Source organism: Cupriavidus sp. 01L45 (genome assembly GCF_056399885.1).
The window spans coordinates 56,181-70,147 of the sequence record NZ_JBFTSG010000051.1; the positions used below are offsets into that span (position 1 = coordinate 56,181).

The following is a 13,967-nucleotide window of genomic DNA, read 5'->3' on the forward strand; positions in this document are numbered from 1 at the left end:
TCGAAAGCCGGGCCCGCGCGCGGCGGGCCCGGCCTTGCCGCTGGGTCTTGCCCTCAGATCTTGCCGGCGCCGCGAGCCCACYTGTATTTGGCGCCCAGCACCGCGACCGGGATCTCTGTGGAGTAGGCATACGACGGCACGCCGTGTTCGTACAGGTACTCGGCTGCCTCCTCCACCTGCACGTCGCCTGCCAGCGAGGCCACGATCGGCTTCTCGATGCCACGCGCCGCCATTTCCTCCTTCACCTCCACCACCAGCTTCGCGAACACCATCGGTGGCGTGATGATGGTGTGCCAGTAGCCCAGGATGATGGCGTGGATGCGCGGGTCCTCCATGCCCAGGCGCAGGGTGTTCTTGTAGGTGGATGGCGGTTCGCCGCCGGTGATATCGACCGGGTTGCCCGCCGCGCCAAAGGGCGGGATGAACTTGCGGAAGGCCGCGTCGAGATCGTCCGGCATGGTCATCAGCGACAGGTTGTTGTCCACGCACGCATCCGACAACAGCACGCCCGAGCCGCCTGCGCCCGTGATGATCACCACGTTCTCGCCCTTGGGCGTCGGCAGCTTCGGAATCCCCCGCGCATACTCCAGCAGATCGCGCAGCGAGCGCGCACGGATCACGCCGCACTGCCGGAACACGTCCTCGTAGATCTTATCGTTGCCGGCCAGCGCGCCGGTGTGCGAACTGGCGGCGCGCGCGCCCATGCTGGTGCGTCCGGCCTTGAGCACCACCACCGGCTTCTTCTTCGACACCCGCTTTGCGGCTTCGGCGAAGGCGCGGCCGTCCTTCAGGTCCTCGCAGTGCTGGGCGATGATCTCGGTGTTGTCGTCCTGCTCGAAGAAGGTAAGCAGGTCGTCCTCATCGATATCGGACTTGTTGCCCAGCCCGACAATGGCCGAAACGCCCATCTTGGCCGAACGCGAGAAGCCGATGATGGCCATGCCGATGCCGCCGGACTGCGACGACAGCGCCGCCTTGCCCTTGACATCGTAAGGCGTGCAGAAGGTCGCGCACAGGTTCTTTGGCGTGTAGTAGAAGCCGTAGATATTCGGCCCCATCAAGCGGATATCGTGCTTGCGCGCGATGGCGACGATCTCTTCCTGCCCTTCCACGTTGCCGGTCTCGGCAAACCCTGAGGGAATCAGCACCGCGCCTGGAATATGCTTCTCGCCCACCTCTTCCAGCGCCCCGGCCACCAGCTTGGCGGGAATGGCGAACACCGCCACATCCACCTCGCCCGGCACGTCGAGCACGCTCTTGTACGCGGTCATGCCCATGATCTCGCCACCCTTGGGATGGATCGGGTAGATCTTGCCCCAGTAGCCGCCGTTGATCAGGTTCTTCATCACCGAGTTGCCGATCTTGCCGTCCTCGTTTGATGCGCCGATCACGGCCACCGAATCGGGACGCATGATGCGGTTCATCTGCCTGACGATGTCTTCCTGGCTGGGGCGATAGCGCTCCGGCTGCGGCGCGAAGTCCACCACGATGCGCACGTCGGCGGCAATGGCGCCGTCCTTGCTGGCGAATACCGGGTTAAGGTCAAGCTCCGAGATATCCGGGAAATCGCTCACCAGCTCCGACACGCGCTGGATCATGCCGGCCAGCGCCTCGCGATTGGCCGGATCGGCGCCGCGCACGCCTTTGAGCACTTCGGCGGCGGCAATGCCGTCGAGCATCGACAGCGCATCCTCCTGGCTGGCCGGGGCCATGCGGAAGGTAATGTCCTTGAGCACTTCCACCAGCACGCCGCCCAGGCCGAAGGCCACGAGCTTGCCGAAGGACGGATCGGTGACGGCGCCAATGATGACCTCCTGCCCGCCGGTAATCATCTGCTGCACCTGAACGCCAACGATATTGGCGTTGGGAGCGTACTTCTTCGCATTCCCGACGATGGTCAGGTAACCGCGCTCCACATCCGCGGCGCTTTTCAGGCCCACCAGCACGCCGCCGGCCTCGGTCTTGTGCAGGATGTCGGGCGAGACGATCTTGAGCACTACCGGATACCCCATCTTGTCAGCCAGCTCGACTGCGCCGGTCGGCGTCCTGGCCACGCCCTCGCCCGGCACCGAAATGCCGTAGGCATCGCACACCAGCTTGCCTTCGGGCGCAGTCAGTGCATTGCGGCCTTCTTCCTTCACGGCGGCGAGAATCTTCCGCACCGCGTCCTTGTTGTGTGCCATGTCAGGTCTCCATCTGTTCATGGATTGCGTAGGGATGAGCCGGTCCGCGCCCTTGCGCGAAAGCGCGAGGGCGGGCGGCTTGCAAACTCACTGCGGGAAGTGCTTGAAGCGCTTGAAGTGCCTCGGGTACGTTCAGGGCATCAGACTGCCCCGGCGGCGCGCAAGGCTTCGATCTGCGCGGGCGTGCGGCCCAGCCAGTCGAGGATCTCTTCGGTATGCTCGCCCAGCAGCGGCGAACGCTCGACCTCCACCGGCGATGCCGACAAGGTGATCGGGCAGCCGAGTTGCACATACTGGCCGCGTTCCGGGTGATCCAGTTCCACCAGGTAGCCACGCTCGTACAGTGACTTGTCCTCGATCAGGTCCTTCATCGACAGGATCGGCCCGCACGGCACGTCGACCTCGTTGAGGGCATCCATCACTTCGAACTTGGTGCGCGTGCGCGTCCATTTCTCGATGATGGAGAAACACTCTTCCAGGCATTTGAGGCGGGCCTCCGGCGAGGCGAACTGCGGATGGGTGATCAGCTCCTCCCTGCCGCACAAGCGCATCAGCGGCTCCCAGCCTTGCGGCTGCACGATCACGTAGACGTAGTCGTTGGCGCCGCCGGGCGCGCAGCGCAGCGCGGCGCCGGGCTGGCCGCCGCCCGAGGCATTGCCCGCGCGCGGCACGAAGTCGTCGAACTCCTGGTTGGGGTACTCGCGCATCGGCCCCGCGGCCAGGCGCTGCTGGTCGCGCAGCTTGACCCGGCACAGGTTGAGCACGGAGTCCTGCATCGCCACTTCCACGCGCTGGCCACGCCCGGAATGCTCGCGTTGCAGCAGTGCCGCCAGGATGCCCACCACGCAGTGGATGCCAGTGCCGGAGTCTCCGATCTGCGCGCCGGTGACTGTCGGCGCGCCATCCGCCGTGCCGGTGGTGCTGGCCGAGCCGCCCATGCACTGGGCCACGTTCTCATAGGCCTTGCAGTCCGCGAACGGTCCCGGGCCGAAGCCCTTGATCGACGCGTAGATCAGCCGCGGGTTCAGCGTCTGCAGGCGGTCCCAGTCGAAGCCGGCGCGGTCCAGCACGCCGGGGCCGAAGTTCTCCACCAGCACGTCGCAGCGCCGCACCAGGTCTTCCAGCAGCGCCTTGCCCTCCGGCGTCTTCATATTGAGCGTGAGGCTGCGCTTGTTGGAGTTCAGCATGGTGAAGTACAGGCTGTCTGCGTTGGGCACATCGCGCAGCTGGCTGCGCGTGATGTCGCCGCGCCCCGGCAACTCCACCTTGATCACGTCGGCCCCCAGCCATGCCATCAGCTGGGTGGCCGAAGGGCCGGCCTGCACATGGGTCATGTCCAGGATCCGCACACCGTCCAGTGCCTTGTTCATGGTTTGTCTCCTCGCCACCGGTTATTTGTACATGGTCTGGTTCTTGGTGCCCGGCGCGTACTCGCGCGGGTCCACCCAAATATTGATCACGGCCGATTTTCCGGTGCGCTGCACCGCCTCGCGTCCGCGCTGCAATGCGCCGGCGATCTTGCCCGGCTCGCGCACTTCCTCGCCATAGCCGCCCAGCATTTCGGCGAACTTGGAGAACGGCACGTCCGACAGTAGGTTGCCGACGTTGCCGCGCTCGTCGCCGTACTTGGCGAGCTGGCCGTAGCGGATCTGGTTCATGGCGGAGTTGTTGCCGATCACCGCCAGGTAGGGCACGCCAAAACGGTTGGCGGTTTCCATGTCGAACGCCGTCATGCCGAACGAGCCGTCACCGTAGTAGCAGAGGATTTCCTTGTTCGGGTTGGCCAGGCCGGCGGCGATGGCAAAGCCTGTGCCGACGCCCAGCGAGCCCAGCGCGCCCGGGTCCATCCACTGCCCGGGACGGCGCGGACGCACCGCCTGCGCGGAAATGGTCACCACGTCGCCGCCGTCGCCGATGTAGACCGTGTCGTCCGACAGGAACTCATTCAGTTCATAGGCCACGCGGTACGGATGGATCGGCGTGTTTTCCGAGCGGAACAGCGGCATCAGCTTGGCGGTGGCGACGGCCTCGGCTTCGGTCAGCTGGCCCATCCATTTCTGCCGCGCCTGGCGCTTGTCGTTCTTGATGCGGCCGCTGGCAGCCTGCAGCACCGCACCGAGGATGGCGCCGGGGTCGCCCACCAGGCCAAGGTCGATCTCGCGGTTCTTGCCAACCGTGCGGTAATCCATGTCGATCTGCACCAGCGTCAGCTCCTTGCTGATGCGCTTGCCATAGCCCATGCGGAAGTCGAACGGCGTGCCCACGATGATCAGTACGTCGGCATTGGCGAAAGCTTGCGTACGGGTGCGGTCGAAGTGGTGCGGATCGCCCGGCGGCAGCAAGCCACGGCTGGCGCCGTTGAAGTAGCCGGGAATATCCAGGCCCTTGAGCAGCGCGATGGCTTCCTCATGCCCGCGCGCGGTCCAGACCTGCTGGCCGTAGAGAATCGCCGGGCGCTCGGCATTGACCAGGATGTCGGCCAGGCGCTCGATATCCTTCGGGTCGCCAATCGATTTAGTGGAAGCGCGATAGTGGCCGGGGCGCGGAATCACCGCGCGCGCCGCATCGACTTCGCGGTCGAGCACGTCGCGCGGGATTTCCAGGTACGACGGGCCGGGCGCGCCATTGAAGCACTCGCGCGCCGCCATCGAGATCATGTCCGCCACGCGCTCGGTGCTGGGGATGGTGGCCGCGAACTTGGTGATGGGCGACATCATGTCGACATGCGGCAGGTCCTGCAGCGAACCCATCTTGTGCTGGGACAGGGCACCCTGCCCGCCGATGTGAATGATCGGGCTTTCCGAGCGGAAGGCCGTCGCCACGCCGGTCACGGCGTTGGTGCAGCCCGGACCTGCGGTGGTCACCACGCAGCCCAGCTTGCCGGTCTGGCGCGCGTAGCCGTCCGCCGCATGAGCGGCTACCTGCTCGTGGCGCACGTCGATGATGCGGATGCCCTCGTCCACGCAGCCGTCGTAAATGTCGATGATATGGCCGCCACAGAGCGTGAAGATGGTGTCGACGCCTTCGTTCTTCAGGGCCCGCGCTACCAGGTGGCCGCCGGAAATAACGCCGGCATCGCGGGTCTTCTGCTTCAGGGTGTCTTCGGCCGTGGTGGATTCGGACCGCGTGGGTGCGACTGCAGACATGTCTTGGTCTCCTCGTTGACTGGGTTGCGACAGGCTGTGACGCGGACCTGGCCCGTTGTCACGACACCCGTTCGCCCTTTGCTGCTTTGCTGCCTGGCCGGTGCCTACCCTGCATGTCACCGGCCCTGCGACGCCATCGATCCATTTCGAAGGATCTTGATGACATACGGTATGTGATATATCAACGAAGCTCAAGGGAAATTTGGATGCTTGCCCAGGAGTTTCAACGATGCGATGCAGCAAATCGCCGCAAGATGGATGACAAATAAGAACAATTGCTGAATACGTGCCGATTCATTCCGTTTCCGCACAGCTGATGAGCGCCCCGGCCCCAGCCTCCGCTTCGTGGAAAATTCGCTTGTTTCTCGTTGATATATTACATACCATATTTCACAGCGCGTCTTGCCGGACCATCCGGTTTCGCGGCTCGCCGGCACCCGCATCACCAAGAGCGAGGAGACTTGTGAACATTCACGAATATCAGGCCAAGGAATTGCTCAGGCGCTTCGACGTGGCCGTGCCGCGCGGGGCCGTTGCGTTTACCCCGGAGGAAGCCGCCAGCGCGGCACGCAAGATCGGCGGATCGGTCTGGGTGGTGAAGTCCCAGATCCATGCCGGCGGCCGCGGCGCCGGCCGCTTTGCCGGCGATCCGGGCGGCAAGGGCGGCGTGCGCGTGGTCAAGTCAGTCGATGCCGTGCGTACGCAGGCCGAACAGATGCTCGGCAAAGTGCTGGTCACCAAGCAGACCGGAGAAGCCGGCCGCGAAGTGCGCCGCCTATATGTAGAAGAAGGCTGCGAGATTGCCCGCGAGCTATACCTGGGCATGCTGATCGACCGCGCCACCTCCCGCATCACGCTGATGGCCTCCACCGAAGGCGGCATGGAAATCGAGGAAGTCGCGGCCCGCACGCCGGAGAAAATCCTGAAAGTCGCGATCGAGCCGGCCAGCGGCATCCAGCCCTTCCACGCGCGCCGCCTGGCCTTTGGGCTGGGGCTGACCGGCAAGCAGGTCAGCGCGGCATCGCGCTTTATCCTCTCGGCCTACCGTGCATTTACCGAGCTGGACGCGTCGGTGGTCGAAATCAACCCGCTGGTGGTGACGCGCGCTGGCGACGTGATCGCGCTCGACGCCAAGTTCAACTTCGACGACAACGCGCTGTACCGCCATCCGGACATCGAAGCCTTGCGCGACGAAACCGAGGAAGATCCCGCCGAATCCGCGGCGGCCCGCCATGGGCTGAACTACGTCAAGCTCGACGGCAGCATCGGCTGCATGGTCAACGGCGCCGGGCTGGCCATGGCCACCATGGACATCATCAAGCTCTATGGCGGGGAGCCGGCCAACTTCCTCGACGTGGGTGGCGGCGCCACCAGGGAACGTGTGACGGCGGCATTCCGCCTGATCCTCGACGACCCCAAGGTCAAGGGCATCCTGGTCAATATCTTCGGCGGCATCATGCGCTGCGACGTGATCGCCGAAGGCGTGGTGGCCGCCGCGCGCGAGATCGACCTGACGGTCCCGCTGGTGGTCCGGCTGGAAGGCACCAACGTGGAACTCGGCAAGGCCATCCTGCGCGACTCCGGCTTGCCGATCCTGTCGGCCGACCACCTTGCCGACGCCGCGGAGAAAGTGGTCAAGGCCGTTCAAGGCGTCGTGCAAACTGGCAATAACGGCGATAAGGGAGGGAAATGACATGGCCGTACTGATCCATCAAGACACCAAGGTAATCTGTCAGGGCTTCACCGGCGCGCAAGGTACCTTCCACTCCGAACAGGCGCTGGCCTACGGCACGCGCATGGTCGGCGGCGTCACCCCCGGCAAGGGCGGCGAGACGCATCTCGGGCTCCCGGTGTTCGACACCGTAGCCGCCGCGGTGGAGCGCACGGGCGCCGACGCCTCGGTCATCTACGTGCCCCCGCCCTTCGCTGCCGACGCCATCCTGGAAGCCGTGGACGCGGGCATCGGCCTGATCGTGTGCATTACCGAAGGCATCCCGGTGATCGATATGGTGCGGGTCAAGCGCGCGCTATCCGGTTCGGGCAGCCGTCTGGTCGGGCCAAATTGTCCGGGCGTGATCACGCCGGGACAATGCAAGATCGGCATCATGCCGGGCCATATCCATCGCCCCGGCAAGATCGGCGTGGTGTCCCGTTCCGGCACGCTGACTTATGAAGCGGTGGCGCAAACCACGGCCGCCGGGCTCGGGCAGAGCACCTGCATCGGCATCGGCGGCGATCCGGTCAACGGCACCAACTTTATCGATTGCCTGCAGATGTTCCTGGCCGACGACGACACCGAAGGCATCATCATGATCGGCGAGATCGGCGGCTCTGCCGAGGAAGAAGCCGCGCAGTTCCTGCGCGATGCGCGCAGCGGCGGGCAGGCCAAACCCGTGGTGGGTTTTATCGCCGGCACCACCGCCCCGCCGGGCCGGCGCATGGGGCATGCAGGGGCCATCATCTCCGGCGGCATGGGGACCGCCGAGGCAAAGATCGACGCCATGCGCGCCGCCGGCATCCGGGTAGCGCGTTCGCCGGCCGAACTGGGCAAAACCATGGTGGCGGCGATGGGCGCGTAGCACGTTGGCGTTGTCAATGAAAAACGGCGGACAATATCCGCCGTTTTTCTTATTGCCATGGCGTCCGGTACGCTTGCTGCTCAATCGAGGAAATCGCAGTGCTTTTCGACATAGTCGGCGAGGTCCAGCGAATGCTGGCGCACCAGCTTCTCCGCCAGCTCGGTATCGCGCTTCTCCAGCGCCTCGATAATCCGCAAATGATCGACGATGGAACGCGAGGCGCGATCACTCTGCGAGATCGTCATCTTCCGTATCGCGCGCACATGGACAAAGATATTCTTGATCGAGTCCATGATGATCTGCGACTTCGACAACTGCACGATCGCCTGGTGAAAGGCGATATTCGCGTCGGAGTACTCCTCGATATGCTCAGCCGGGGTCGCATCGCGGAAGCTGTCGAACATATGGCGCAACTGCGCGATCTCCGCGTCGCTGGCATGCAAGGTGGCGAGGCGCGCGGCCATGCTCTCCAGCGCCGCCCACACCTGGATCATTTCCACGATCTCGCGCTTGGTCTTGCGCATGATGTAGATGCCGCGCCGCGGCACCGTACGCAGGAAACCCTCCTGCTCCAGGAGCGTCATGGCTTCGCGGATGGGGGTGCGGCTCACGCCCAGCGCTTCGCTCAGGACACGCTCGTCCAGCCGGATTTCCTCGGTCGACTGATAGATATCGGCGTCGGCAATGGCCTGGCGCAGCATGGCGTACGCCTGGTCGCGCAGGCTGGCGCCCGCATTGATGGGTTGCAGGGACAGGGTCAGTCCAGCTGGCTGAACGGCGGATGGGCTTTGCACAGACATGAATGGGCTCTTGTTGATACCAGCGCCTCGGCGCACAGGGCAGTGGCCGGCAGCTTGCCGCCTAGCTTACCAAAAGCAGCCATCACATGAGTCGAATGCATAGCAAAATGCACAATTGACATAAATCGGCTGCCGGGAACGGCGGTTTTACGTATATGGTATATCACATGGTGCGCCGCCGTAGTGGGCCGGCGCGGCCATGTGCTACCGGAATGCCTGCCCGGCCATCCCGCTCAAGCCGCCTGCGCCATCCTTTCGCGCTGCTTGATCAGGCCCAGCACCGTGTCCACCATCGGCGTGGGCTGCCGCACCAGCCGCCCCATTTCCTGCACCACGGTCAGCAAGGGGTCGATCTCCATCGCGCGCCCCGCTTCCAGATCCTGCAGCATGGAAGTCTTGTGCGCACCCACCGCGCCGGCGCCGTCGATGCGGCGCTCCACGTCGACGCGGAAATGCACACCGAAGCGCTCGGCAATCGCCTGGGCTTCCAGCATCATCGCCCGCGACAGCCCGCGGGTGGCGGGATCGGAAGTAATGATATCCAGCGTGGCGTGCGTAAGCGCGCTGATCGGATTGAAGCACAGGTTGCCCCACAGCTTGAGCCAGATCTCGTCGCGGATATTGTCGCGGATGGGCGCGTCCAGCCCGGCGGCCACCATCATTTCACTCAGGTGGCTGACGCGCGCCGACTTGCTGCCGTCGGGCTCGCCGAGCGGGAACTTCTTGCCGTAGACATGGCGAATGACGCCGGGCTCGGCAATCTCCGCGGCGGGATACAGCACGCAGCCGATCGCACGCTCGGGACCCAGGCCGCGCCACTGGCGCCCGCCCGGGTCCACGCTTTCCAGCGTGGTACCGGCCAGCGGGCCGCCATGCTGATGGAAGTACCAGTAGGGAATGCCGTTCACGCCAGTCACGATGGCCGTCTTCGGCCCGAGCAAGGGCTGCATCAGGTCCACCACGCCCGGCACGGAATGCGCCTTCAAGGTGATGAAGACGTAATCCTGCGGCCCCAGCTGGGCGGGGTCGTCGGTGCAGTTGACCCTGGCCACCCGCTCCTCCCCGTCGCACAGCAGGCGCAGGCCGTCGGCCTTCATCGCGGCGAGGTGGGGGCCGCGTGCGACCAGGCTGACTTCGGCGCCCGCCAGGGCAAGCTGAACGCCGATATAGCCGCCGATGGCGCCGGCACCATAGATACACACTTTCATCAGTTGTCTCCTGTGGTTTTATGGGTATATCCATTGATATATCACATACTATATCCCACAGAAAAAGAGTACAACCTCAATCTTGCAGGGCGGCGCCCCGGACACGTGTGGCACCGCCATCTACGCTGCGCGGGATCTCGGTGGCCGTTTAAGCCAAAAAATGCCATTTACAGCACTTTCAATCACCCTTTTCCGAACTTTCCTTCACCCCAAGCGTCATTTAGAGTTCTGCCCATTCCGGCGTGTTGCGCCAAGGATCCCTGCCTTCGATGATGAATCGCCGCACCCTGCTCGTTTCCGCGACCGCTTCCGCCGCCCTGGCGGCCCTCGGCATCACACCATCCGTGCTGGCGGCCGGCAAGATCAAGCTGGGCGACGCCCGCCCCTTCAGCTTCGACACCCTGATTGAGCAAGCCCGCACCCTGGCTGGCCGGGCTTATGCGCCCCCCGCCACGGCACCGGCCGACATCCTCGCCAGGATCGACTACGAGGCGCACGGCAAGATTCGCTTCAAGACCGATGACGCGCTGTTCGCGGACGGGCCCGGCCAGTTCCCGGTGACCTTCTTCCACCTGGGCACCTTCTTCCGCCAGCCGGTGCGCATGCACGTGATCGACAGCGCCAAGGGCGCGCCGGCGGCGCGCGAGATCGTGTATGACGAGTCGTATTTCGACATGCCGGCCGACAGCCCGGCGCGCAAGCTGGCGCGCGGCAGCGGCTTTGCCGGCTTCCGCTTCCAGGAAAGCCGCCTGGCCGACCAGAAGAAACTCGACTGGAAGAAGAACGACTGGGTGGCCTTCCTTGGCGCCTCGTATTTCCGCGCCATCGGCGAACTCTACCAGTACGGCCTGTCCGCGCGCGGCATTGCCATCGACGTGGCCGAGACCGGCAAGCCGGAGGAGTTTCCGAGCTTCACGCATTTCTATTTCGAGACGCCCGCGGGCAACGGCGACAGCGTCACGGTCTATGCCCTGCTCGATGGCCCCAGCGTGGCCGGCGCGTACCGCTTCGTCATGCAGCGCGGCAAAGGCGTGCTGATGGATATCGATTGCGCGCTGTTCCTGCGCAAGGATGTGGCGCGCCTGGGCCTGACGCCGCTGACGTCGATGTGCTGGTTCTCGGAAGCCAGCAAGGGCACCGCCGTGGACTGGCGCCCTGAAGTGCACGATTCCGACGGCCTGGCGATCTGGAACGGGGCCGGCGAACATATCTGGCGCCCGCTCAACAACCCGCCGCGCACCATGGCTTCGAGCTTTGGCGATGACAATCCGCGCGGCTTCGGCCTGCTGCAGCGCGATCGCAACTTCGATCACTACCAGGATGGCGTCCATTACGAGCGGCGGCCCAGCCTGTGGGTCGAGCCGCGCGACGGCTGGGGCGCGGGCACGGTGCAACTGATAGAAATTCCCACCGACGACGAGATCCACGACAACATCGTCGCGATGTGGGTGCCCAAGGCACAGGCCAAGGCCGGCAGCAGCTTCCGCTTGCGCTACCGGCTGCACTGGCTGGCCGACGAGCCTTATCCGAGCCCGCTGGCGCGTTGCGTGGCTACCCGGCTGGGCAACGGCGGGCAGCCCGGACAGGCACGCCCGCAAGGCGTGCGCAAGTTCATGGTGGAGTTCAAGGGGGCGCCGCTGGAGAAACTGCCCTACGGCACCAAGCCGGAAGCGGTACTGAGCAGTTCGCGCGGCACCTTTTCCTATATATTTACCGAAGCGGTGCCCAATGGCGTCGCCGGGCACTGGCGTGCCCAGTTCGATCTCACCGCCGAAGGCAAGGAACCGATCGACCTGCGCCTGTTCCTGCGCCTGGACGGCAAGCCGCTGTCGGAAACCTGGCTTTACCAGTACCACCCGTTCAACTCGCCGACTGGCCATGGCACTTGAGCGTTGGCGGCATCCCGCACGATGGCCGGGCGATGCCCGCCGCTCTGAGCAGGCTGGTGACGGACATACTGCTGGCATGATGTTGCCGCGCGTGAAGCGGGTATCATCACGGCAACCAGGCAGCCGGCTGTCCACCCTCCCCGGCTGCCGCGCCTTGCGCCATTACGACAACAACACATAACGACCACGGTTTCGACCGCTCCCATGATTTCCGCAGATCTCGCCGGCGCTGCCGGCACCGGTCCCGACGATTCCCTGCCCCGCGCCGAGYGGGCCTACCAGCACCTGCGCAACGCCATCCAGGCTGGGCAACTGCCCTCCGGCACCCGCCTGCGCGAAGTGGAGCTGGCGGCCACGCTGGGACTGTCGCGCACGCCGGTGCGCGAAGCGCTATCGCGCCTGGAGTCCGAAGGCCTCGTCGTCAACGAGCCCAACCGCGGCATGATGGTGACGCGACTCGACGCCAGCATGGTCAGCGAGCTCTATGTCATGCGCGAGGTGCTGGAAGGCACCGCCGCCGCGCTCGCCGCGCGCCACGCCACCGATGTGGAAATCTCGCTGCTGCGCGATATCGTCCAGCGCGACCTCGCCATCGCCGACCAGCCCGACAAGCTCGCCGCCAACAACCGGCTCTTCCACGAAACCCTGCACCGTTGCGCGCACAACCGCTACCTGCTCAAGACGCTACGCTCCCTGCACGAGTCGATGGCGCTGCTGGGCCGCACCACGCTGGCGCTGCCGGGACGCGCGCAGGTTTCCTACGAAGACCACATCGCACTGGTGGAAGCCCTGGAACAGCGCGAGCCCGCGCTCGCCGAGCAGATCACGCGCCGGCATATCCAGCAGGCCTACAAGGCACGCCTGTCGATGTGGATCGAAGAACAATCCGAATCCTGAGCCGCCGCCCCGCCAGTTGCCTCGGGCGGCCTCCGGCCTCCTGAAGTCACGCCGCCGCGACCGCCCGCGCGCCGCGCCAGGTACCCAGGCTAAGCACCGCAAGCGCCCCCAGGATCAGCGCCACCGCACCCAGGGTCTGCGGCGCGATCTGCTCGCTGCCCAGCCAGGCGCCTACAGCCAGGGCCACCGGCGGGTTGACATAGACATAGCTGCTGGAAATCGTCGGCGAGACGTTCGCCACCAGATGCATGTAGGCGGAAAACGCCACCAGCGATCCCGCCACCACCAGATAAACCCAGGCCCACCACGCCTGGCTGCTGACGGTACGCGGCCAGGGTTCGCCGAGCGCAGCGGAAAGCGCCAGCAGGATTGCCCCACCCAGCAGCATCTCCGCGGCAAACGCCACCGCGCCGCGTGGCAGGTCCAGGTGCCTGGCGAGCTGCGAGCCGAACGACCAGCTGGCAATGGCCGTCAGCAATGCCACAACCCCGGTGGCACTCGCGCGGAATTCCGCGCCGCCGGTCAGCACCAGGATGCCCTGGCTGCCCAGCGCGATGGCCAGCCCCTCATACCAGCGCGGCCGCCCGCCGAAGCAGAATCCCCAGAACAAACCAAAGATAGGCATCGCGCCGATCATCACGGTGGTCGCTCCGGAGGAAATGGTCTGCTCGGCCACCGCAGTCAGCCCCATGCCGCCGACCAGCAGGAAACCCGCCAGCACGGCGCAATTGCGCAACTGGCGCAGCGTCGGCATGGCAGCACCGCGATACCGCAGCCACAACGCCAGCAGCAGGCCCGCGCAGACAAAGCGCGAGCCCATCATCAGGAACGGCGGGAAGCTCTCCAGCGTGAAGCGGATTGCGAGATAGGTCGTGCCCCAAACCAGATAGGTGATCAGCAGGCAAAGGACGAGGCGGGGCGACAGCATGGCGAGCGCGGAGTGCCGCAGAAGACAGGGGCCTCCACGATAACGCCATCCCGCACGGCTTCAAAAGGAAAACGCCTGGCAAGCGTTGTTAGGCAAACTCACAAGGCAGGGAGACTGGTCTACCCGGAAGGCGGCAGCCGAAAGTGGAAGCCGGTGAGCGCTAACCGCGACCCGGTGAGTATCAAATAAGGTTCTTCAGACTTTCGTGTGGGTAGGTAGTACGCTTTCGCGCATGGCTTGGTAAGGAGGTGTGCGATGGACAGCGTGGAACTGTACCGGCAGCTGCTTGGCGTGACTGCGCCATGGACGGTGGAGCGTGTCGACCTGGACGTGGCGC

At 65.1% G+C, this 13,967-nt stretch carries 10 protein-coding genes; 4 read left to right on the forward strand and 6 right to left on the reverse strand.

Translation table 11 applies throughout. The features are described 5' to 3' along the window. Positions 1-53 precede the first annotated feature (53 nt). The 3 genes from AC1DT6_RS29470 to AC1DT6_RS29480 form a co-directional block, all read right to left on the reverse strand. Positions 54-2,183, reverse strand: a complete 2,130-nt coding sequence (locus tag AC1DT6_RS29470; RefSeq protein WP_477115158.1) for an acetate--CoA ligase family protein — start codon at positions 2,181-2,183, stop codon at positions 54-56. A gap of 140 nt (positions 2,184-2,323) precedes the next feature. Further along, positions 2,324-3,553, reverse strand: a complete 1,230-nt coding sequence (frc, locus tag AC1DT6_RS29475; RefSeq protein WP_441630636.1) for a formyl-CoA transferase — start codon at positions 3,551-3,553, stop codon at positions 2,324-2,326. Between the two features lie 21 nt (positions 3,554-3,574). Next, the gene (locus AC1DT6_RS29480) at positions 3,575-5,329 is read right to left on the reverse strand and encodes a thiamine pyrophosphate-binding protein (protein WP_035862722.1); all 1,755 of its coding nucleotides are present in this window, start codon (positions 5,327-5,329) and stop codon (positions 3,575-3,577) included. A gap of 463 nt (positions 5,330-5,792) precedes the next feature. Here AC1DT6_RS29480 and sucC point away from each other — a divergent pair, with 463 nt between their 5' ends. Both sucC and sucD read left to right on the forward strand, forming a co-directional pair. Further along, positions 5,793-7,022: an ADP-forming succinate--CoA ligase subunit beta gene (gene sucC / locus AC1DT6_RS29485; RefSeq protein WP_441630638.1), complete on the forward strand. Its 1,230-nt coding sequence runs from the start codon at positions 5,793-5,795 to the stop codon at positions 7,020-7,022. 1 nt (position 7,023) lies between these two features. Then, entirely contained in the window at positions 7,024-7,908 is an 885-nt protein-coding gene (gene sucD, locus AC1DT6_RS29490; RefSeq protein WP_441630640.1) for a succinate--CoA ligase subunit alpha, read from the forward strand. Between the two features lie 80 nt (positions 7,909-7,988). Here sucD and AC1DT6_RS29495 read toward each other — a convergent pair whose 3' ends face one another. Further along, on the reverse strand, positions 7,989-8,708 hold the full coding sequence (locus AC1DT6_RS29495) for a GntR family transcriptional regulator (RefSeq protein WP_035862714.1): 720 nt from the start codon (positions 8,706-8,708) through the stop codon (positions 7,989-7,991). Between the two features lie 233 nt (positions 8,709-8,941). Next, a complete protein-coding gene (locus tag AC1DT6_RS29500) occupies positions 8,942-9,916 on the reverse strand; it encodes a 2-dehydropantoate 2-reductase (RefSeq protein WP_441630643.1) in 975 nt (324 codons plus the stop codon). Between the two features lie 269 nt (positions 9,917-10,185). On the opposite strand from AC1DT6_RS29500, the gene AC1DT6_RS29505 reads away from it, so the two are divergent. Continuing rightward, a complete protein-coding gene (locus AC1DT6_RS29505; protein WP_441630645.1) occupies positions 10,186-11,805 on the forward strand; it encodes an OpgD/OpgG family glucan biosynthesis protein in 1,620 nt (539 codons plus the stop codon). Between the two features lie 204 nt (positions 11,806-12,009). Next, entirely contained in the window at positions 12,010-12,702 is a 693-nt protein-coding gene (locus AC1DT6_RS29510) for a GntR family transcriptional regulator (protein WP_477115159.1), read from the forward strand. A gap of 46 nt (positions 12,703-12,748) precedes the next feature. Here AC1DT6_RS29510 and AC1DT6_RS29515 read toward each other — a convergent pair whose 3' ends face one another. Further along, positions 12,749-13,627: an EamA family transporter gene (locus tag AC1DT6_RS29515; protein WP_441630651.1), complete on the reverse strand. Its 879-nt coding sequence runs from the start codon at positions 13,625-13,627 to the stop codon at positions 12,749-12,751. Between the last annotated feature and the right edge of the window lie 340 nt (positions 13,628-13,967).